At 62.5% G+C, this 21,555-nt stretch carries 17 protein-coding genes; 11 read left to right on the forward strand and 6 right to left on the reverse strand.

Translation table 11 applies throughout. From position 1 onward, the window contains the following. Window positions 1–6 precede the first annotated feature (6 nt). Entirely contained in the window at window positions 7–1,545 is a 1,539-nt protein-coding gene (locus ABIB36_RS17205) for an AMP-binding protein (RefSeq protein WP_354561319.1), read from the forward strand. Here ABIB36_RS17205 and ABIB36_RS17210 read toward each other — a convergent pair. Together ABIB36_RS17210 and ABIB36_RS17215 are read right to left on the reverse strand one after the other, a co-directional pair. Continuing rightward, a complete protein-coding gene (locus tag ABIB36_RS17210; RefSeq protein ID WP_354561321.1) occupies window positions 1,464–2,243 on the reverse strand; it encodes an acyl-[acyl-carrier-protein] thioesterase in 780 nt (259 codons plus the stop codon). The two genes, ABIB36_RS17205 and ABIB36_RS17210, sit on opposite strands and share 82 nt — an antisense overlap. Before the next feature lie 59 nt (window positions 2,244–2,302). Next, on the reverse strand, window positions 2,303–3,721 hold the full coding sequence (locus tag ABIB36_RS17215) for a C40 family peptidase (RefSeq protein WP_354561322.1): 1,419 nt from the start codon (window positions 3,719–3,721) through the stop codon (window positions 2,303–2,305). Window positions 3,722–3,913: 192 nt separating this feature from the next. On the opposite strand from ABIB36_RS17215, the gene ABIB36_RS17220 reads away from it, so the two are divergent. Next, a complete protein-coding gene (locus ABIB36_RS17220) occupies window positions 3,914–4,354 on the forward strand; it encodes a RidA family protein (RefSeq protein ID WP_256895535.1) in 441 nt (146 codons plus the stop codon). Here ABIB36_RS17220 and ABIB36_RS17225 read toward each other — a convergent pair. From ABIB36_RS17225 to aroQ, 3 genes are all read right to left on the reverse strand, one after another. After that, a complete protein-coding gene (locus ABIB36_RS17225) occupies window positions 4,351–4,920 on the reverse strand; it encodes a vitamin K epoxide reductase family protein (protein WP_084346112.1) in 570 nt (189 codons plus the stop codon). The two genes, ABIB36_RS17220 and ABIB36_RS17225, sit on opposite strands and share 4 nt — an antisense overlap. A 10-nt stretch (window positions 4,921–4,930) precedes the next feature. After that, window positions 4,931–5,653, reverse strand: coding sequence for a DsbA family protein (locus tag ABIB36_RS17230; protein WP_256895534.1), 723 nt, complete (start codon window positions 5,651–5,653; stop codon window positions 4,931–4,933). An 83-nt stretch (window positions 5,654–5,736) separates the two neighbouring features. Next, entirely contained in the window at window positions 5,737–6,210 is a 474-nt protein-coding gene (aroQ, locus tag ABIB36_RS17235) for a type II 3-dehydroquinate dehydratase (RefSeq protein WP_354561323.1), read from the reverse strand. A gap of 56 nt (window positions 6,211–6,266) precedes the next feature. Here aroQ and ABIB36_RS17240 point away from each other — a divergent pair, with 56 nt between their 5' ends. Both ABIB36_RS17240 and ABIB36_RS17245 read left to right on the forward strand, forming a co-directional pair. Further along, entirely contained in the window at window positions 6,267–7,544 is a 1,278-nt protein-coding gene (locus ABIB36_RS17240) for an MFS transporter (protein WP_354561325.1), read from the forward strand. Between the two features lie 190 nt (window positions 7,545–7,734). After that, on the forward strand, window positions 7,735–9,468 hold the full coding sequence (locus ABIB36_RS17245; protein WP_354561327.1) for an MDR family MFS transporter: 1,734 nt from the start codon (window positions 7,735–7,737) through the stop codon (window positions 9,466–9,468). A 273-nt stretch (window positions 9,469–9,741) separates the two neighbouring features. Here ABIB36_RS17245 and ABIB36_RS17250 read toward each other — a convergent pair whose 3' ends face one another. Continuing rightward, on the reverse strand, window positions 9,742–11,721 hold the full coding sequence (locus ABIB36_RS17250; protein WP_354561329.1) for an HNH endonuclease signature motif containing protein: 1,980 nt from the start codon (window positions 11,719–11,721) through the stop codon (window positions 9,742–9,744). Between the two features lie 648 nt (window positions 11,722–12,369). Between ABIB36_RS17250 and ABIB36_RS17255 the strand changes: the two genes are divergently transcribed. The 7 genes from ABIB36_RS17255 to ABIB36_RS17285 are packed head-to-tail and all read left to right on the forward strand — an operon-like array spanning window position 12,370 to window position 21,555. Then, window positions 12,370–13,167 carry a TIGR03084 family metal-binding protein gene (locus ABIB36_RS17255; protein ID WP_354561332.1) on the forward strand — a complete coding sequence of 266 codons (798 nt, stop codon included), beginning with the start codon at window positions 12,370–12,372 and terminating at the stop codon, window positions 13,165–13,167. Next, window positions 13,164–14,858 carry an acyclic terpene utilization AtuA family protein gene (locus ABIB36_RS17260; RefSeq protein WP_354561334.1) on the forward strand — a complete coding sequence of 565 codons (1,695 nt, stop codon included), beginning with the start codon at window positions 13,164–13,166 and terminating at the stop codon, window positions 14,856–14,858. The genes ABIB36_RS17255 and ABIB36_RS17260 overlap by 4 nt, the downstream gene beginning before the upstream one ends. Then, window positions 14,855–16,003, forward strand: coding sequence for an acyl-CoA dehydrogenase family protein (locus tag ABIB36_RS17265; RefSeq protein ID WP_354561337.1), 1,149 nt, complete (start codon window positions 14,855–14,857; stop codon window positions 16,001–16,003). Before ABIB36_RS17260 ends, ABIB36_RS17265 begins: the two co-directional genes overlap by 4 nt. Further along, entirely contained in the window at window positions 16,000–17,598 is a 1,599-nt protein-coding gene (locus ABIB36_RS17270; RefSeq protein ID WP_084346105.1) for an acyl-CoA carboxylase subunit beta, read from the forward strand. The genes ABIB36_RS17265 and ABIB36_RS17270 overlap by 4 nt, the downstream gene beginning before the upstream one ends. Window positions 17,599–17,603: 5 nt before the next feature. Next, a complete protein-coding gene (locus tag ABIB36_RS17275; protein ID WP_354561340.1) occupies window positions 17,604–19,634 on the forward strand; it encodes an acetyl/propionyl/methylcrotonyl-CoA carboxylase subunit alpha in 2,031 nt (676 codons plus the stop codon). Then, window positions 19,631–20,791, forward strand: a complete 1,161-nt coding sequence (locus ABIB36_RS17280) for an acyl-CoA dehydrogenase family protein (protein ID WP_084346104.1) — start codon at window positions 19,631–19,633, stop codon at window positions 20,789–20,791. Before ABIB36_RS17275 ends, ABIB36_RS17280 begins: the two co-directional genes overlap by 4 nt. After that, window positions 20,791–21,555 (forward strand): enoyl-CoA hydratase family protein, encoded by a 765-nt coding sequence (locus tag ABIB36_RS17285; RefSeq protein WP_354561343.1) that lies wholly within the window; start codon window positions 20,791–20,793, stop codon window positions 21,553–21,555. The genes ABIB36_RS17280 and ABIB36_RS17285 overlap by 1 nt, the downstream gene beginning before the upstream one ends.

Raw genomic sequence — 21,555 nt, forward strand, 5'->3', positions numbered from 1 at the left:
CCTCCAGTGAGCGAACTACTGACCGGTCGGATCGCGCGGTATATCCGCGACAAACCTTCCTCGCTTGCCGTCGTCGACAGTGGAGGCGCAGTGACGTACGGCGAGTTCGGTGAGCTGGTCACAGCCGCGGCGGCCGGCATGTCGGGAATGCGAAGAGTGGCTGTGCTCCCGACGTCGGACATCGGATCGCTCGTAGCCGTGACAGCGGCGATGTCGTCGGGAATCGGTGTGGTGCTTCTGCATCGTCACTTGCTGCCCGAGCAGTTCGCGCGCGTGCTGTCTCTGACGCGACCCGATGTCGTTCTGGCAGCACCGAATCAGCATGCGCGGTTGCGGAGGATGGGCGCCGCGGCCCCGACGTCTGTCGACAGCATCCAGGTCCAGGGTGTTCTGGCGCATGGCGCTGCCGACGAAGACAGTGAACTTCTCATCGGAATCACCTCGGGCACGACGGGGGAACCCAAACTGTTCGTCCGCGATCAACGATCCTGGGCCCGTACCCTCGACCGTTCCGACTCGACCTTCGACATCCGCGCGGGTGACCGCGTGGCGACGCCGGGCGTACTCGACCACACGCACTTTCTCTACGGTGCGCTGCACGGACTCACCCGCGGCGCGATCGTCGACGTCCGACCGGTGGACAGTTCGCTTTCCAGCGGCGCGACACACCTGTATTCGGTGCCGACAATTGCCTGGGATGTGGTCCGGTCCGGAATCGGCCCGGTGCCGAGTGTGCGCGAAGTGCTGTCCAGCGCGGCGCGGTGGCCGTCCTCAGGCAGATCGGCGCTGCAGGAAGCACTCCCGAATGCCTCGCTCGTGCACTTCTACGGAGCGTCGGAGTTAAGTTTCGTCTCCTTCGACCGCGGTATCGACCCGGGACCGGGGACATTGTTCGACGGCGTCGACATCGAGATCAGGGATTCGGAGATCAGGGATTCGATCGTCCACGTGCGCAGCGACATGCTGTTCGACGGCTACCTGACCGAGGATGGTGTGACCGGCGGCCCCGTCGACGGGTGGATGACCGTGGGGGACCGAGGGAGACTCGGGAGCGGTGAAAACCTGTCGGGCGGTGAAAACTTGGCGAGCGGTGAAAACTTGGCGGGCGGTGAAAATCCGGCGGGCGGTGGGAATCTGGGGGACATGGGGAGTCTCGAGGGAAGGCAGTTGACGTTACTCGGCAGGGACACCGACATTCTGATTCGTGCGGGTTTGAATGTGGAGTTGGCTCCCATCGAGTCCGCGCTCACCGCGATTCCTGGCATTGTGGAGGCAGCGTGCGTCGGAGTCCCGGACGTTCGTATGGGGGAAGTTCCAGCGGTGGTGATCGTGGAAGGTGCGAACCCGCCGTCCACCGCCGAGATCTGGCGGCACCTGCGTCGAGAGCTACCGAGCCCTAGTATTCCGGTGCAGATTCTGACGCTCGAGCAGTTGCCGCGGACGCCGCGGGGTAAGGTCGATCGTCAGGAGATCGGGGCAATTTTCGCGACCGTCCGTACTGCGCCGTCGACGACGAACCAGACTGTCAGCGAACCACTTTCGTAACGGTGCCGAATGTCGACCTGTTCTTTGCCGAGAACCGGATACAAGTACTCGATGACGGCCCGGTGTCGTCCGGCGACGAGATCGGGGTAGTCGACCAGGAACTCCTCGACGGCATGCCAGTATGCCGCGTTGTTGACGTGATCGAACGAGTCGATATCGGTGGCACGCAACGGAAACTGGATATCGGTGTCCGACTCGTGCGGCACCGGCTCGGTGAGCCATGCCTTCCATTTGAGTCGATGTTGATCGGTGGTGCGTGCAAGCATGTCGAGGGCATCGTCGCTGATCCGTGTCGGCATACCGGTCTTCGCGCTGATGCTGATCCAGAAACCCTCGGTTTCGATGGAGCCGCCTTTGCTGGTCGACATCGAGACCCGCATGTTGGACCAACGCGTCGACATCGATGAACACCAGCGCCGCAGATGGATGTGGTCGGGGAACTGTACTGGTTCATGGACGTCGATGACCGTACGCCGAACGATCCAGAATGGATCGGTGAGGCCGAGGGGTGTCGCTGCAAGATTGTCCGACCCGATGTCCTGCAGATAGCGCGCGATGCCGTCGAAACGCAAGCGGCCGGCTGGGGCGACATCACCGGTACGTACCGGCCAATCGGTTTCGAACCCTTCTCCTTCGGCAGGTAGTGGTGCCAGGGCGTCGTCGAAGCCCGCTGGCTCTACGGTTCCGGCATTGTCCACGTGTGTCGCTCCTTGTTACCGGTGGGTTCGTTTCTCGAATCGAACCTACCCGGTGCGGGTCAGAGAACTCGACGAGCCTTCATCCCGTCGAAGACCGGAGCGACGCGGACGACATCGCCGGTGGTGGGGGCGTGGACCATCTGACCATTGCCGATGTAGATGGCCACGTGCCCCGGCCCACCGGATTGCCAGTTCCCGAACAGTAGATCCCCGGGCTGAGCCATCGACAACGGAATCTCGGTGCCGACACCCCATTGGGTCTCCGAGGTTCGGGGGAGCGTCACCGCGCCACCGGAGGCCTTGTACACCGCGTACGACGTCAAGCCCGAGCAGTCGAACCCCCCACCGGACGGCCCGTTGATGTTGCCGCCGCCCCACACGTACGGCAGGCCGAGGTAGTCCATGGCGAGTTGCACTGCTCGTCCGCCGATACCGGCAATATCGATGCCGGCGAACGGCGTCAGGATCGCGGCGAACTGCATTTCAGTCGCGCGAATCTTGGCAACGTACGGCTTCGTCTGGTTCTCGTAATCGGGTGTTCCCGACGGCATTCCGCCGGACTTGAGGACCGCGCCTGCGCCGGCGTTGTAGCCGGCGATGGTCAGGTCGAGACTGTCGCCCTTGACCAATCCGGCCGACTTCCACTTCTCGACTTGACTGTTGATGTCGCAGAGCAGGTTTCCCGACGCCATGACCGAATCGGCGATGCCGTTGATGTCGGCTACGCCGTCGCCGTCGGCATCTTTGCCGTAGGTGCGCCAGGTGGCGGGCATGAACTGGCCGGGTCCGCGGGCACCGGACACCGATACCGGTGAGGTCGGTCCGTGCCGGAATCCGTTCTCCGCTGCGTACAACGCGGCGATCGTCGGTGCTTTGACTCCGCCACAGATCGATCCTGCGCGGGTCAGCCACGGAACGAACGCGGTGATCGCTCCTATCGGTGACAGCGAGACCCCGGTGAAAGTCGCAGGTAGACCGGGGAACAGCGCCCGCCTGAGTGCTTCGGCGGCAGGCATGAACGCAGTTTGGTTGGTGATCTGCCCGAGTGAGTACGTCAATCCGCCGAATTGGACCGATCCTGCGTTGGTGGGAAACACCGAGGGCGCAAAGGCGCTTGGCGTAGTGGTCGTATCGGTTGTCGTCGAGATCGCGGCGGCAACAGGCGCTGGAACGTCGGCGACGGGAGCGGTTTCCAGCTTGGCGGGTTCTGCTGGCTTCGGGGGCAACATCGGTTCGGCTGCATCTTCGATGGCCGTCGCTGCGTTGTCAAGGGCAGTGCCCGCGACATCGGCTGCCGGCGCGGGCAATGTACCGAGCAGGTCATCGAGTTGCTTCTGCAACGTTGGACCGGTGTCCTCCGCGGCCGCCGCGACGCTGTGGGCGCCGTCTTTGACCTGTGGGGGAAGGTCTGTCGCTGCCACCGCTCCTGCAGCGGACACGATTACGGCAACGATGACTGCGATTGGATCGCCTGCCATGTAACAACTCCTGGTGCTCGAGCTCTCCCCGACGTTCCATGTCAACCCATTCATGTGAGGTGACTCACACATCATGCACGTTGGGACCGATTCGCGGAGCGAAATAGAACACGTTCTAGTGGGTGGCGACAAAAAATCACCCCTGACGCACACTTCACACCGACCCGAGCTGGTGTTCCGCGTAGGTTGGCGGTGAGAAATCACTACCGACAATTCCGAGCAGGGGAGCGAAAGATCATCGACAAATACGTGCTGTCGCCCGAGACCGTGTGGGACCCCGGTGCGCAGCTACTGTCGCAGTGCGTAGTCGTGGAGAACGCCGACCGCACGCTGTATCTGTCCGGCCAGACATCGATCACCGCAGATGGTCGGTTCGCGGGCATCGGAGATGTCTCGGCTCAGATCCGGCTGGCGTTCGAGAACATTCGGCTCATTCTCGACGCGGCCGGCGGTACCTTGGCCAACGTCGTCAAACTGACCGTGTACTTCACCGACCTCGGTGACTTGGACACGTACACCGGCATTTTGGGCGAGCTGTTCGTCGAGAGCAGGCCTGCGCAGACCGTTGTCGAAATCAGCAGGCTCGCGATGGACGAGTTGCTGATCGAGATCGATGCGATCGCGGTGCTCTAGACGAGCGTCGACCAGTAGTCGGAGAACTCGATTCCGATCGCTGCGATGACGATTGCGTACCAGATCGCCAAGATCGTCCAGCGCCATTCGAGGAGAACTCGGGTGATGGTGCCTGCGTGTTCGCGGTCGACCAGTTGGGACAGCGAGACTATGAAGATCGGTATCGTCACCGCCCACACGACCATGCAGTACGGGCACAGCGCATGGATCTCGTAGAGGCTCTGGTAGATCAGCCAATGCACGAACACCACACCGAGTGCCGTGCCGGTGCTGAGACCGAGCCAATACCAGTGCGGCAGTGCGATTCGGCCGAACGTCAGAATTCCCGTCATCAGCACCACGGTGAAGGCTACGATCCCGATGATCGGGTTGGGGAACCCGAACAACGCGGCCTGCTCGGTCGTCATGACCGAACCGCAGGACAGCACCGGATTGAGATTGCAGGACGGCACGTATGCGCTGTCTTCGAGCAATTTGATTCGCTCGATAGTCAGGGTCAGGGCCCCGAGGAGACCGAGAAAGCCGCCGATCGTGAGGACCCAGGCGGTGGCTCTACTCGCTCTCACTTCGCAGCCATCACTGTGCAGCGGTGATCGCGGCGCGCAAACCGTCCGGAGTCGGGTTCGACACGACGGTCCCGTTGACGGAGACGGTCGGTGTGCTCGAGATGCCCTCGTCGAGCGCGGCCTTCGTCTGGCTCGTCACGTAATCGGTGTAGGTGCCGTCGGTGATGCAGCTCGACAGCTCCGGGCTTTCGATGCCTGCCTGCCGGGCGATGGCTACGAGTTCGTCGTCGCTCAGGCCTGCTCCGCCCTCGGTGGGCTGCTGATCGAACATCGCCTTGTGCCAGGCAGGCCACGCGGAGGAGTCGGCTTCGGCGACGCACAGGCTCGCGTTCGCGGCGCGCGTGGAGTAATTGGTCGAGGACATGCGGTCGAGGATCGCGATCGGCCGGTAGTCGACGGCAATGGTGTTGTCCGCGACCAGTTCGGCGAGAGTGTCTCCGCTGATCGACTCGAACTGCTTGCACGCCGGGCACTGGAAGTCCTCGACGACGCTGACGACGACGGCAGCATTCGGATCACCGATTCGGATCGCCCCGTTGTCCTGAGTCGACGAGGGGGCTGCGGCCGGTGCGTCGGAATCGGAGTTCTTCGATGCGATGGAAAATCCGATGACGGCAATCAAGGCGACGAGTACGACGGCGATTCCGATCTGAATCAACGTGCGTCGCTTCTTGTCTTTTCCTTGCATGGCAGCTGTGGCAGCCTGTGCCTTCTTCTTGCTTTCGTTGCTCACTGCAGATCCCTTGCTCGCCCGACCAATGAAGTCCGGGACAATCATAGGCGGGTAAACCTGAGGTCAGGCTGAGCGCTGGACTGTCAGGTCAGCGAGATGATTCGTTCGACGGCGAATCCGTAGCCCGCCACTCCGAGGCCGGCGATGACGCCGCTGGCTATGGGAGATACGAACGAGTGGTGACGGAATTCCTCGCGAGCGTGCACATTGCTGATGTGCACCTCGATGATGGGGACTTCGGGGATGACGAGTGCGTCGCGCAATGCCACGGATGTGTGCGTCAGACCGCCGGGATTGATGACGATTCCCGACGCGGTACCGCGTGCCTGGTGTATCCAGTCGATGAGCTGTCCCTCGTGATTGGACTGCTCGGCGCGGATGGTTCGACCGTGTGCTGCGGCGGTCTTATCACACAGTGCGACGACGTCGGCGAGGGTTTCGTGGCCGTACACCTCGGGTTGGCGAGTGCCGAGCATGTTCAGGTTCGGTCCGTTGAGCACGAGGATGTGTCCTTGGGCTGCGCTCGAGTCGCCGACCATGTGATCGCTCACTTTCATTCAGGGCGCGTACTACCGAAGGCGATCATTTCACAGGTCGTTGACACACTGTCCTAGTGAAAGCTGCGTGGCTGGTCTGGGGTGTAGGCGTCTTCGCATACATCGTCGCCGTCCTGCACCGCACCGCGTTCGGGGTGGCAGGACTGAACGCGGCCGATCGGTTCTCGGTCAGCCCGTCGCTGCTGTCGTCGTTCGTCGTTCTTCAGGTCGTCGTCTACGCCGCGATGCAGATTCCTGCCGGTGTGGTGCTCGATCGCGTCGGTTCACGCAAGATGATCGCGCTCGGTGCTCTGTTGATGACGATTGCGCAGATCACGCTCGCGCTGACGGAGTCGCTTCCGGTGGCGGTCGCCGCACGGGCGCTCGTCGGGGTGGGCGATGCGTTGACCTTCATTTCGGTGCTGCGACTCGTCCCGCGGTGGTTCGCTCCGCGGCAGGTTCCTATCGTCTCGCAGCTGACTGGTTTGTTCGGTCAGACCGGTCAGATTCTGTCGGCGGTGCCGTTCTTGATGTTGCTCGACGGGCCGGGCTGGACGTTTGCGTTCGGCAGTGCCGCGTCGCTCGGTTTACTTGCGTTCGTCCTGGCATTGGCGCTGATACGCGATGTGCCGCCAGGATCGGAGGTCGTCGAGCCGTCGACCTCGATGCGCGAGACTCTCGCCACGATCGGGCAGGTGTGGCGCCGCCCGGGCACTCGTCTCGGTTTCTTCAGCCATATGGGGACGCAGTTCTCCATCACCGTTTTCGCTTTGTTGTGGGGGATTCCCTACTTGACTTCGGGACAGGGTCTGTCTGCATCGACCGCGGGTGTGTTGCTGTCCATCTCGGTGTTCTCGGCCGTCGTGTCCGGTTTACTTCTCGGATTTCTGACGGGCCGGTACCCGATGCGGCGGTCGTGGCTGGTGTTGGCCATCATGATCAGCAATGCCGTGATGTGGGCGATCGTTCTTGCTCTACCGGGGCCGGCGCCACTGTGGTTGCTGGTGATGCTCGTCGTCGTCATTTCGGTCGGGGGACCGGGGTCGGTCATCGGATTCGACTACGCCCGTACGTTCAATCCGAGCGCCAATCTCGGCACTGCCCAGGGAATGGTGAACATTGGTGGATTCCTGGCTTCGCTGCTCGTGATCGCGTCCATCGGAGCGATTCTGCAAGCGAACGGCGGGTACACCTTCGACGCGTTCCGGTTGGCGTTTCTCGCGCAGTATCCGGTGTGGGTGGTTGCGATCACCGGAGTCCTGCTGACGCGTCGTAAAACTCGACGGCAGTTGGCAGTGGAAGGGATCCATCCGCGCACGATGCGGGAGATTTTCCAGTCGCGTCGAAAATCGTAACTAGACGCCGCGGTGGCAGGGTTGCGCGTCTGACAAATCGGATTGCAATCTCGCGTTCCCGAGAGCATGCTGGTGTTCCCAATTTACTTGTGTGTTGCAAGCAAACATATCGTAAAGGTGTAACCAAGCGGTGGTAACCGAACAAGAAGTGACGCAGCCCGCGTCCGGCGAACTCTCGCACCGTCAGATCATGACGATCCTGTCGGGGCTGATGATGGGGATGTTCCTCGCGGCGCTCGATCAGACGATCGTGTCGACGTCGGTCCGCACGATCGCCGACGACCTCAACGGATTCTCGGTACTCGCGTGGGTCACCACGGCGTACCTGATCACCTCGACGATTTCGACGCCGTTGTACGGAAAGCTTTCCGATCTCTACGGCCGTAAACCATTCTTCATGACGGCGATTTCCATCTTCGTCATCGGCTCGATGCTGTGCGGTATTTCGACGTCGATGTACGAGCTCGCGGCATTCCGGGCAGTTCAGGGCCTCGGCGCCGGTGGGCTGATGTCGATGGCGCTCGCCATCATCGGGGACATCGTTCCGCCGCGTGAGCGCGCGAAGTACCAGGGCTACTTTCTTGCCGTGTTCGGTACTTCGAGTGTGCTCGGTCCCGTCATCGGTGGTCTGCTTGCCGGCCAATCCACGATTCTCGGCATCACGGGTTGGCGGTGGGTGTTCTATATCAACGTCCCGCTCGGCATCATCGCGCTTGTCGTCGTGTGGCGCGTGCTGAACCTTCCGGTGTTCCGACGCGAGGCACGCGTCGACTGGTGGGGCGCGCTCCTGTTGGCGGTCGGTCTTGTCCCGTTGCTCATCATCGCCGAGCAGGGCCGGGTGTGGGGTTGGACTTCGCCGCTCGCGTTGATGTGTTTTGCGATCGGTGTCGTGGGCGTCCTCGCATTCGTTTTCGTGGAAGTGAAGATGGGCGACGACGCGCTCATCCCGATGCGCTTTTTCCGCAATCGATTGTTCGCATTGTGTATCGCGGTCAGTGTCATCGCTGGTGCGGCAATGTTCGGTGGCATTTCGCTATTGCCGCAGTATTTGCAGGTCGTCAAGGGATCGTCGCCGACGCTCGCCGGCTATCAGACGCTTCCGATGGTGGGGGCTCTCATGATTTCGTCGATCGTGTCGGGGCGCATGATTTCGAAAACTGGCCGCTACAAGATCTTTCCGGTAGTTGGCACAGCACTGATGGCGATCGGAATGTTCCTCTTCCACTATGTGCACGCGGATACTCCGCTGTGGCAGACCATGCTGATCATGGCGTTGTTCGGTATCGGTCTCGGTTCCATGATGCAACCGCTGACATTGGCAATTCAGAATGCGATGCCGCCCAAGGACATGGGAGTGTCGACAGCGGCTGCGACCTTCTTCCGCCAGATCGGTGCGACGCTCGGCGTCGCGGTCTTCCTGTCGATGCTGTTCACACAGCTCACACCGAAGACCACTGACGCACTGGTCGCGGCCAGTACGACGCCGGAGTTCCAGCAGGCCGTCCAATCGGCGTCGACGAGTGCGGACCCGCTGGAGAAGGGCTTCGCCGACGCCATCATTGCTCAGGACTCGTCGATCGCCGGCAGTGCATTGGTCGACAGTTCGTTCATGCAAAAGCTCGACAGCGCGCTGGCCGAACCTTTCCGTGTCGGATTCTCCGATGCCATGGACTATGTCTTCCTGGCCGTCTCCATCCTGATGGTCATCGGATTCGTGCTGGTCATCTTCGTCAAGGAGGTTCCGCTGCGGACGATGTCCGGCCTCGCAGCTGCCCAGCAGGAACGCGACGAAGCTGCGAAGGACGAAGCTGAGAAGGACGAAGCTGCGAAGGGCGAAGCCGCGAGGGGTGGCACGGCGAAGGGCGAAGCTGCCGGGGGTGAGGCGGCGAAGGTCGAGGCTGCAAGAGCAGGCAGGGATCTTTAACGAAAGCTGCGCCGGGGAAAGTACTGCGCTGGGGAAGTGGCCCGCTAGAAAAGTGCGGCCTGCACGCAAAGTGCTGCGCTGACGATCTCTGCGGTGAGCGATCGCTATCCAAGATGCGGCACTGCCCGGCTCGGTCGAGCAGGGCACTACCCGGCTCGGTCGAGCAAAGTTCGGAGCATGACTCGAGCAGCTACGCAGGCAGATCGATCCCTCGGAACACTCTCAGGTCCCTCGTAACTTTCGATGGTTACGAGGGACCTCCTGTTCCACATTTCAAAACGGCGCGGGGCCATCTGCATCCTCCGCGTTCCCACGAGTCCAGGGATTCCCTGGACGGTTGGGACCGCTGATGCTCGCGGCACTTTCATTGCTGCGCGCTGAGTCGAGGTGGCCTCCGCTGTGCCGGCCCGATTGGGCGGCCTGGCACTCGGTGAACGGTGTGCCCGGTCCGTCAGGTCCGGCGAGCTCGGTTGCCGTCTTGTTCGTGCTCGCAGGCTGGCGGCGGCATTGGGGGTGTCGCTTGCGTGGAATGTGGGGTAGCAGGCGGCAGTCGGACAGATCGGTCATCCCGACTGTGCCCCCAGGCAGAGTGATCGCTGTCGAGCCGGAACTCGAAGTCCAGTAGTCGATGCCCCGCGAGAGCATGACAGGAACCCAGACGCCCATTGTCTTGAGCATGTGGTGATAGCGGCAGAGGCAATGCAGATTGGTCAGTACCGTCCATCCGCCGTGTTTCGGGTCGTAGTGACGATAGGGCACCACATGGTCGATTTCGCAGGCTGCGGCCGGAACGTCACATCCCGGATGCCGGCAGGTGCGATCCCGCTGTCGAACGCATTTCGCCAGTTCGCTACTCGGGCGATAAGTGAGCGCACCGTCGGGTGGTTCGAGGAATCCGCCGTGACCATCGGGGTGCAGAGCCTCAGCCCGTGCTGGCTCAGCTGCAACAGCCTCTTCGATGTGCGCTACCAGCGTGTAGGACCCGGAGTAATCGGTAGCGGACTCAGTTGCGTTCGGCGCTGTGGTGCACTGCTGTGGCTTTGCCGGACGCTTCGGAAGGGTGAGTCCGCGCCTGCGGCGTCCATGACCCAACGGATTGAGCACAGTGTGCTTACCGAGATTGACTCCAGTCCCAGTCCCAGTCCCAGTCCCGGTGCCAGTGCCAGTGCCTGCGGAGTCGCCGGGCCCGTCACTCTCGGCACCTGCACCTGCACCTGCACCCATCCGCGCGTCACCCTCGCCACGCTCTGACCGAACATCGAGGCCCTGATCAGGGATCACGTCTACTAGACCGAGCGATGCGGCGAGATCGGCCGCTTCGGTCAGCAGTAGCTGCCAGTCTCCGTTTGCAGCAAGTTCGCGGGCATAGTCCGCATCGATCAATCCGTGCCCTGCGAGGTACCCGGGTAGGTCGGCGAGTCCAGCAAGGGTCGGTAGATCGATCGTCACTGTGGTCAGTGGGCTACGGCGGTCAGGCAATTCCCGTCGGGCGGTGCACGGATTGTCTTCGTCCTGTTCGCACGTGCACGAAACAAATGTCTCTTGATGCATGAGCGCCACGTACGCGGCCGCGAGTCGCTGGCCACGAGTGCGCGGATCACGGCGGCACAGAGTGTTCGCCATTTCGTTGACCAGTTGCCAGCACGCCGCGGCGTCACCTGCTTCGAGGTCTGCCTCGATGGTGGCGATCATGTCTCTGTCGCGGTATCGAACGCGGGTGAGCTTGACGAGATCCTTGCGAAGCGCAGCCGCCTCCTCCGGTGCAACGCGCTGCACGATTTCACAGATCTCGGTGGCGAGTGGCCCGGGGGGGAGGCGGCGCGCTGCGTGGAGAATTTCGGACTCGATGCGGACGGCAACTTCGAGTGAGAGTGGGTTGGTGTTTCGATAGATCGCCCGAACCCGCGCGAGATCCAACTCGCCGGCGTCGAATGCTGCTCTGACCCTGGGCAATCGGAGTCGGAGATCCATACCGATCTCTGCATAAGTGTCCGCCACAGCCTTGGAACATCCCAGCGCCCTCGCTGTCTCCGATGCCGCATAGCTCCCGGCATCCATGATCACCTCACCGACCTGCACGTTCTGGTGAATGCACGAATCCCAGATCGACGCTGCGAGCCGAACTTTGCGTGCGCAGGCCTGGTTCTCGATCACCGCTGCGTCGGAGAGCTTCTGAAGCGATGATCGATCGATGACTGGCTTCGGCTGCGGACCTATGTACGAAGCGAATGCACTTCTGCGACTCGAACTCATGAATCGAAGCCCCCCGGCAAGTCGATGTTAGAACGTATGTTCGATACTATCGCTTCCTGGGCTGCCCGTCAAGGGTTGGCTTCGCCGATTCGCTTGTAGTGCAGTCGAATACAAAATTCGAGTGCATACACCATGCCGTCAACATCCCGGCCCGAAGCCCTCTGGCCTGCGGTCGGCCAGCTCGCGGCGTGTTGGGCGCCCTGTGGCTCTGGGGTCAGCCCCTGTGCTGCAGTCGCACCCTTTGGCGGTTCGGCTACCCCGACCAGTCCGACGGTGTCGAGTTCGATCGCCGGATCGTTCAGAACCCGCTCGCAGGCGAGCTAGGGATGCTTCGCGGCAAGGGTGGACCGCCAACGCGCGCCCGCGCGAACGGCCGACGACGACAACGCAACCGTGGGCATGGTTGTCCCTGCGGTCTGCCAGTCTGGGCTCTGCGTAAGCGCTCTCTCGTCCTCCGGCCGAGCTCGACGGCTCCTCTCCGGACAACCCCTCGCGTCCTGCGGCCAGCTCGACGCGGTGCCCACTCCCGGGGTCGATGGCATGGAAGTGCTCGCTCGACGATTGACACCCCCTGACCGCCGGAGGGTCGACAACAATTAACAAGCAAGCGTGCTTGCTTTTTTATCGATCAGGTGTGAAACTTCCTCCATGACCGACCTCGACTCGATCGTCGATGACCTCCGCGCCGAGGGTGATGCGCTCGACGCTCTCGTTGCTGGACTGACACAAGACCAGTGGGCGACGCTCACACCAGCACCGGGATGGACCGTTGCGCATCAGATCGCGCATCTGTCCTGGACCGACAATGTTGCCGAACGCACCACCGCGGGGGCGTCGGGGGATGCGATCGCTGCCGCAGAGTTCGATGGCGTGCTGAAGGCTGCATGGTCCGATCCCGCTGGTTTCGTCGACAGCGCCGCAGCGGAGGAGGCCAGCAATTCTGAACTCCTCGAGCTCTGGCGCACCCGCAGGCATGCGATGACCGACGCACTGAAACGTGTCCCGTCGGGTGTCAAGATTCCGTGGTTCGGACCGCCCATGAGCGCTGCTTCGATGGCAACGGCTCGCCTCATGGAAACCTGGGCTCACGGCCAGGATGTCGCCGACGCACTCGGTATCACCCGCGAGCCGACCGAGCGCATCGAAGCTGTCGCACACATCGGCGTCCGTACCCGCGATTTTGCATATGTGGTCAACCAACAGACTCCGCCGTCCGAGCCGTTCCGAGTCGAGCTGACCTCCCCCTTGGGTGAGCTGTGGACCTGGGGCCCCGGTGACGCTGCTCAACGCGTCACCGGCTCGGCGGTGGATTTTTGTCTGCTGGTGACGCAGCGGGCGCACCCGGAGAATCTCGACATCGAAGCCGTCGGACCGGACGCTCAGCACTGGCTGACCATCGCTCAAGCCTTCGCAGGCCCTCCAGGACCAGGACGAACCAAACAATGACAGTCAGAATCGGCAACTGTTCCGGCTTCTACGGCGACCGACTCTCGGCGATGCGTGAGATGCTCGAGGGCGGCGAACTCGACTATCTCACCGGCGATTACCTCGCGGAGCTGACGATGCTCATCCTGGGCCGTGATCGGGCGAAGGATCAGTCTCGCGGTTACGCAAAGACTTTCCTCCGCCAGGCCGAGGACTGCCTGGGGCTCGCGCTCGACAAGGGCGTCAAAATCGTCTCGAATGCTGGTGGCCTCAACCCGAGTGGCCTGGTCGAGGCACTCGACAAGCTCGGCACCGGCGCCGAAATCGCCTATGTGCACGGCGACGACTTGCTACCGCGGGCCCAAGAACTCGGCCTCGGTAGCCCGCTCACCGCCAATGCGTACCTCGGGGCCTGGGGTATCGTCGAGGCGCTGAACGCGGGTGCCGACGTCGTCGTCACCGGGCGTGTCACCGACGCTTCCGTTATCGTCGGACCAGCCGCCGCCCACTTCGGTTGGAGCAGAACCGATTACGACGCTCTCGCCGGAGCGGTTGTTGCCGGGCACATCATCGAATGCGGTACGCAGGCTACCGGTGGCAACTACTCGTTCTTCACCGAGATCGCGGATATGTCGCGGCCAGGATTCCCGATTGCCGAGATCGAGGCGGACGGATCGTCTGTCATCACCAAACACGAAGGCACCTCGGGTGCGGTGAGCGTCGGTACCGTCACAGCTCAACTGCTGTACGAGATCACCGGTGGCCGCTACGCGAACCCCGATGCCACAGCTCGAATCGACACAGCGTCGGTGTCACAGGTCGGAGCCGATCGAGTGCTGGTCAGCGGCGTGAAAGGCGAAGCGCCCCCGCCCACTGCCAAGGTGTCTCTCAACGCACTCGGCGGATTCCGCAACGAGTTCACCCTGATCCTGACCGGCCTCGACATCGAGGCCAAAGCCGCACTGGCGCAGCAGCAGTTCGAGTCCTGGCTTCCGTCGCGGCCGACCGAACTCGACTGGACGCTCGTGCGCACCGACAAGCCCGACGCCGAGACCGAGGAAACCGCGAGTGCCCTGCTCCGGTGCGTCGTTCGCGACAGCGATCCGAATGTTGTCGGGCGGCAGTTCTCCTCGGTGGCAGTCGAGCTGGCACTGGCCAGCTATCCGGGGCTTTCGGTGACGGCACCTCCCGGGAACGGAGCGCCGTACGGCGTGTTCACCGCCGGCTATGTGCCGATCGGCGAAGTGCCACATGTGGTCGTACTACCGGACGGGACGCAACGGGGGATCGAACCCGCGACCGAGACGCTCGAACTCGAACCGTTGACCGAACCAGACCTACCACCGGTGAGAGAGACGGAACCGACCATCCGCGTTCCACTCGGCACCATTGCCGCCGCACGCAGCGGAGACAAGGGTGGAAATGCGAACGTCGGCGTCTGGGTTCGCACGGACGACGAATTTGCTTGGCTGGCTCACGCTTTGACGGTCGAGCAGGTCGCACTCATGCTGCCGGAGACCGCGGATCTCGTCGTCACCAGACACGTTCTTCCGAAACTGCGGGCCGTCAACTTCGTCATCGAAGGAATCCTCGGAGAAGGCGTTGCGTCGCAGGCTCGTTTCGATCCACAGGCCAAGGGGCTCGGTGAATGGCTGCGTTCGCGCCACATCGACATTCCCGAAACTCTCGTCTTCACAGGGACACTCTCATGACGATATGGAATACTCCCGAGCGCGAGCAACTCCGAAAGACCGTGCGTAGCTTCGTCGAACACGACATAGTGCCGTACCTGAACGATTGGGAAGCAGCGGGGGAGCTACCCCGCGAGCTCCATCGGAAAGCTGCGGCACTCGGTTTACTCGGCGCAGGTTTCCCGGAGAGTGTGGGTGGTGAGGGCGGGGACTTCGCCGACGCCGTCGTCATCTGCGAGGAAATCCACCAGGCCGGTGCCTCTGGTGGATTGTTCGCATCGTTGTTCACCGGTGGAATCGCGCTGCCGCATCTGGTGGCCGCAGGCGACACCGAGCAGATCGACAGGTGGGTTCGACCGACCCTCGCCGGCGAGAAAATCGGTTCGCTGGCCATCACCGAACCCGGTGGCGGCTCCGACGTCGGGCATCTGCGGACCAAGGCCGTGAAAGACGGTGACCACTATGTCGTCAACGGCGCCAAAACGTACATCACCTCGGGCTGCCGCGCGGACTTCGTCGTCACGGCGGTGCGTACCGGCGGCGACGGGGCAGCGGGGGTGTCGCTACTCGTGATCGAGAAGGACACACCAGGTTTCGAGGTGACGAGCAAACTCGAGAAGATGGGCTGGCGTGCCTCCGACACCGCGGAGCTGTCGTTCACCGACGCCCGAGTGCCGGTGGGCAATCTCGTCGGGGCCGAGAACTCCGGTTTCGCGCAGATTGCGCAGGCCTTCCTCACCGAACGTATCGCTCTCGCCGCGCAGGCGTACTCCAGCGCCCAACGCTGCTTGGATCTGACTCTGCAGTGGGTCCGCGATCGTGAAACTTTCGGCAAACCGCTCATCGCCAGGCAGTCCGTGCAGAACACGGTCACCGAGATGGCGCGCAAGATCGACGTTGCGCGGGTGTACACGCATTATCTCGTGGCGCAGTCCCTCGAATCGAGCAACGACTTCATCGCCGAGGTGTGTTTCGCGAAGAACACTGCCGTCGAGGCCGGTGAGTGGGTGGCCAACCAGGCAGTTCAGCTGTTCGGCGGCCTGGGCTACATGTGCGAAAGCGAAGTCGAGCGGCAATACCGCGACATGCGCATCCTCGGCATCGGCGGCGGCACGACCGAAATTCTGACAGGACTTGCAGCAAAACGATTGGGGTATCAGGCATGAGCGTGCTGAAGTCCACTCTCGACACTGCCTCCGCGCAGTACGTCGAGGCAACCGAGGCGATGAACACCAAACTCGCCGAGATCGATGTCGAGCACACCAAGGCTCTGCTCGGCGGAGGCGAGAAGTACATCGAGCGTCATCGGGGGCGCGGCAAACTCCTTGCCCGCGAACGCATCGAGTTACTCGTCGACGAGGACTCGGCGTTCCTCGAACTATGCCCACTTGCTGCCTGGGGCAGCGACTTTCCGGTCGGCGCCAGCACGGTGGTGGGCATCGGCGTCGTCTGCGGCATCGAATGCCTGATCGTGGCAAACGATCCGACGGTCCGCGGCGGTGCCAGCAACCCGTGGACGTTGAAGAAGGGGTTCCGCGCCAACGACATCGCTATGCAGAACCGTCTGCCGGTCATCTCGCTCGTCGAGTCCGGTGGCGCCGATCTGCCGACGCAGAAGGAAGTTTTCATTCCTGGCGGCCGCATGTTCCGTGACCTCACACAACTGTCGGCTGCGGGCATCCCCACCATCGCCCTCGTCTTCGGTAACTCCACGGCAGGTGGAGCGTACATTCCCGGTCTCTCGGACCATGTCGTCATGATCAAGGAACAGTCCAAGGTCTTCCTGGCCGGACCCCCGCTGGTGAAGATGGCCACCGGTGAGGAATCCGACGACGAGTCACTCGGAGGTGCCGAAATGCATGCCCGAAAGTCCGGTCTCGCAGACTATTTCGCCGTCGATGAGCAGGACGCCATTCGCATCGGTCGCAGTATCGTCGAGCGTTTGAACTGGAAGAAACAGGGCCCGGAACCGCGCGCCGACGTCATCGAACCCCTCGCTGATCCCGAAGAACTCCTCGGCATAGTTCCCACCGACCTGAAGATTCCGTTCGATCCGCGCGAGGTCATCGCTCGCATCGTCGACGGTTCCGATTTCGACGAGTTCAAGCCGATGTACGGGTCTTCGCTCGTTACCGGCTGGGCCGAACTACACGGCTACCCGATCGGCATTCTCGCCAACGCGCGAGGCGTCCTGTTCAGTGAGGAATCGCAGAAGGCGACACAGTTCATCCAGCTCGCCAACCGCTCGAACACACCACTTCTCTTCCTGCACAACACCACCGGCTACATGGTCGGCAAGGAGTACGAGGAAGGCGGCATGATCAAGCACGGTTCGATGATGATCAACGCCGTCTCCAACTCCACTGTCCCGCACATCTCCATCCTGCTGGGCGCGTCGTACGGTGCGGGTCACTACGGCATGTGTGGGCGGGCCTTCGACCCACGCTTTCTGTTCGCCTGGCCGTCGAGCAAGTCCGCGGTCATGGGCGGTGCCCAACTCGCCGGTGTCATCTCCATCGTCGGACGTGCTGCTGCCGAAGGTCGCGGCCAGGTGTTCGACGAAGCAGCAGACGCCGGCATGCGCGCGATGATCGAGAAGCAGATCGACGCGGAGTCGCTGCCACTGTTCCTCTCCGGTCGCCTGTACGACGACGGAGTGATCGACCCCCGTGACACCCGTACGGTAGTGGGAATGTGCCTCTCGGCCATCGCCTCTGCCCCGATCGAAGGCACCGCGAACTTCGGTGTCTTCCGGATGTGACGCATATGACTGTCAACTCGATCCTGGTCGCCAACCGCGGCGAAATCGCGCGACGCGTCTTCGCTTCCTGCCGTCGCGAGGGCATCGACACCGTTGCCGTCTTCTCCGACGCCGACGCGGATTCTCCGCACGTGCGGGAAGCCGACACCGCGGTACGTTTGCCCGGAAATTCCTCGGCCGAGACGTACCTGCGCGGCGAACTCGTCATCGCAGCAGCGATCCGAGCCGGCGCCGACGCTGTCCACCCCGGTTACGGGTTCCTTTCCGAGAATGCGGAATTCGCGCAGCAGGTGCAGGACGCGGGTTTGATCTGGATCGGACCGCCGGCCGAGGCCATCGAACTGATGGGCAGCAAGGTCGAGTCCAAGAAGATGATGGCCGACGCCGGGGTGCCGGTGCTGACGCAGCTCGATCCGGCGGCGATCGGCGAGGACGAGCTCCCGGTTCTCGTCAAGGCATCTGCGGGTGGCGGCGGACGAGGCATGCGGATCGTGCGTGAACTTGCCGCGCTGCATGCAGAAATCGAAGCGGCACAGCGGGAAGCATTGTCGGCATTCGGTGACTCGACGGTGTTCTGCGAGCGATACATCGAAACCGGTCGCCACATCGAGGTACAGGTCATGGCCGACCGTCAGGGCAACGTGTGGACGGTCGGCGAGCGAGAGTGCTCGCTGCAGCGTCGACACCAGAAGGTCGTGGAGGAAGCGCCGTCGCCACTCGTCGAGCGGGTCCCTGGTATGCGCCAGCGGCTCTTCGACGCGGCCCGCTTGGCCACCGAGGCCATCCGGTACGAGGGAGCCGGAACCGTCGAATTCCTGGCGGACGAGAGTGGGAACTTCTTCTTTCTCGAGATGAACACTCGCCTTCAGGTGGAGCATCCCGTCACCGAATGTACGACGGGGTTGGATCTGGTTGCGTTGCAGATCCACGTTGCCGGAGGCGGTTCGTTGCCAGCAGATCAGCCTGTCGCCGTGGGCCATTCGATCGAAGTTCGGCTCTATGCGGAGGACCCGTCGCAGGATTGGCAACCACAGAGTGGGCCGGTTCATCGGTTCGAGATTCCGGGTGCGCACTTCGCGGTTCTCGAGAAGGCAGGTATCAGGGTCGATTCGGGTATCGAGAGTGGCACTGTCGTCGGCGTTCATTACGATCCGATGCTGGCCAAGGTCATCTCTTATGCACCTACCCGTGAGCAGGCTTCGAAGCTGCTGGCGAAAGCATTGCAGAATGCGCAGATTCACGGATTGAAGACCAACCGGGACCTCCTGGTCAATGTCCTGCGTCATCCGGCTTTCGTGGCGGGGGACACCGACACGGCGTTCTTCGACACCCATGGGCTCGATACGCTCGCTCGTCCGATAGGAGGCGTCCATGCAGTGCAGCTGTCGGCACTCGCTGCTGCGCTTGCCGATGCAGCCGCCAATCGCAGGACGGCACGTGTCGACAAGGGGCTGCCGAGCGGGTGGCGCAACCTTCCATCCCAGCCGCAGCGCAAGTCTTACCGAACCGATGCCTCGTTGTGTGGGGTCGAGTCCGGTGACATCACCGTCGAATACACCCTCGGCCGGTACGGGCTCACGACAACCCTGGACGGCGTCGGGTTGGTGTCCAGTTCGCCTACGCGAGTAGTGCTCGACGAGAACGGTATTCGTCGCTTCTTCGACGTCGCACGATACGGCGTCGACATCTTCGTCGACTCTTCCCTCGGGCCCGTTCGGTTGGTCAGGACACCGCGCTTCACCGACCCGAGCGAGGAGGTGGCGGCGGGATCGCTGCTTGCTCCGATGCCGGGCAACGTCGTTCGCGTCGGCGCGGCAGCAGGTGACACGGTGACGGCCGGTCAGCCGATTCTGTGGCTCGAAGCGATGAAGATGGAACACACGGTGACCGCTCCAGCGGCGGGTGTACTCACCGAGCTGAATGTCGAAGTGGGACAGCAGGTAGAAGTCGGTGCCTTACTCGCCGTGGTCACCGAGGCAGTAGTCACCGAAGCAGTAGTCACCGAAGCAGTAGTGAGTGAAGAGGAGAACACATGAGCTTCATCGAAACCGAGGAGCAGAAGGCGCTGCGTACTGCAGTATCTTCTCTCGGCAAGCGCTTCAACTACATCGACTACGTGCTCCCCAAAGCGCGGCGTGGTGAACCGCTGACCGAATTGTGGAACGAAGCAGGCAAGCTCGGGTTCCTGGGGGTGAATCTTCCCGAGGAGTACGGCGGTGGTGGAGCAGGCATCTACGAGCTCGCGCTCGTGCAGGAAGAACTCTCTGCCCATGGTGCAGGTTTGCTCCTGGTTGTGGTGAGCCCCGCGATATGCGGCACCATCATCGGTAAGTACGGCACCGAGGACCAGAAGCAGACGTGGTTGACCGCGCTTGCCGACGGGTCGAAGATCATGGCCTTCGGGATCACCGAGCCCGACGCCGGATCGAACTCGCATCAGATCACGACCACGGCCAGAAGAGATGGCGAAGACTGGATCGTCAACGGCAGCAAGATCTATATCTCCGGGGTCGATCAGGCCGATGCCGTGCTCATCGTCGCCAGGACGGAAGACAGCAAGAGCGGCAAGCTGAAGCCGGCGCTGTTCGTCGTGCCGACGGACGCCGAGGGATTCCAGAAGACTCGGATGCAGATGGACATCATCGAGCCGGACCACCAGTTCACGTTGTTCCTCGATGATGTTCGGTTGCCGGCCGACGCCCTCGTCGGTGAAGCCGATGCCGCGCTCATGCAACTGTTCGCCGGGCTCAATCCCGAACGCATCCTCGGTGCCGCGATGGCGGTCGGCATGGGCCGCTACGCACTCGACGCCGCGGTGAAGTACGCCAATCAACGCACGGTGTGGAAGACGCCGATCGGTGCGCATCAGGGTTTGGCGCATCCGCTCGCGCAGGTCAAGATCGAGCTCGAGCTCGCCAAGCTGATGATGCAGAAAGCCGCAGTTCTCTACGACAGCGGTGACGATTTCGGTGCTGCGGAGGCCGCGAACATGGCCAAGTACGCAGCAGCAGAGGCGAGCATCAAAGCGCTCGATCAGGCCATTCAGACCCACGGCGGCGCGGGCCTGACCGAGGAGTACGGACTGGCTTCGATGCTCGGCGCCGTTCGTATCGGCCGTGTTGCGCCGGTCAGCCGCGAGATGATCCTGAACTTCGTCTCGCAGCATTCGCTGGGCTTGCCGAGGTCGTACTGATGGCAGTGCAGGTTCACACCGCGGATGCAGTGACCACGCTGACCCTGGACACACCGCACAATCGAAACGCGTTGTCCACCGTCCTGGTCGACGAGCTCACCGCCGGACTCGTCGATGCAGGCAAGGACCCTGCTATTCGTGCGGTCGTACTCGCGCACACGGGCAACACCTTCTGCGCCGGAGCCGACATGTCCGAGGCCGGTGGTTCGGTCGAGGGCAGAACCGCCCAGATGCTGGGGTTACTACGGTTGATCCTCGAGACACCCAAGCCGGTCATCGGAAAGATCGACGGCCATGTGCGCGCAGGAGGAATGGGGCTCGTCGGTGCCTGTGACATCGTCGTGGCCGGGCCCGGCAGTACGTTTGCGCTGACCGAGGCCCGCCTCGGGCTCGCGCCGTCCGTCATCTCGCTCACTGTCCTTCCTCGACTCGGTTCGCGGGCAGCGAGCCGATACTTTCTGACCGGTGAGAAGTTCGGGGCCCACGAAGCCGAGGCCATCGGGTTGATCAGTGCAGCAGCCTCGGATCCGCAGTCGATGATCGAGGAACTTGTCGCATCGATTTCTCAGGCTTCACCGCAGGGGCTGGCAGAGTCGAAATGGTTGACCACAGCCTCGATACTTGCCGAATTCGATCGCCGCGGCGAGGAGCTCGCCGCACATTCGGCGAGGCTGTTCGAATCGGAAGAGGCGAGAGAAGGGATGATGTCCTTTCTACAAAAGCGTCCACCGAGTTGGGCGATACCGAACACCGGGAAGAAGTAG

The organism is Rhodococcus sp. UYP9 (assembly GCF_040547235.1).
Lineage (GTDB): Bacteria > Actinomycetota > Actinomycetes > Mycobacteriales > Mycobacteriaceae > Rhodococcoides.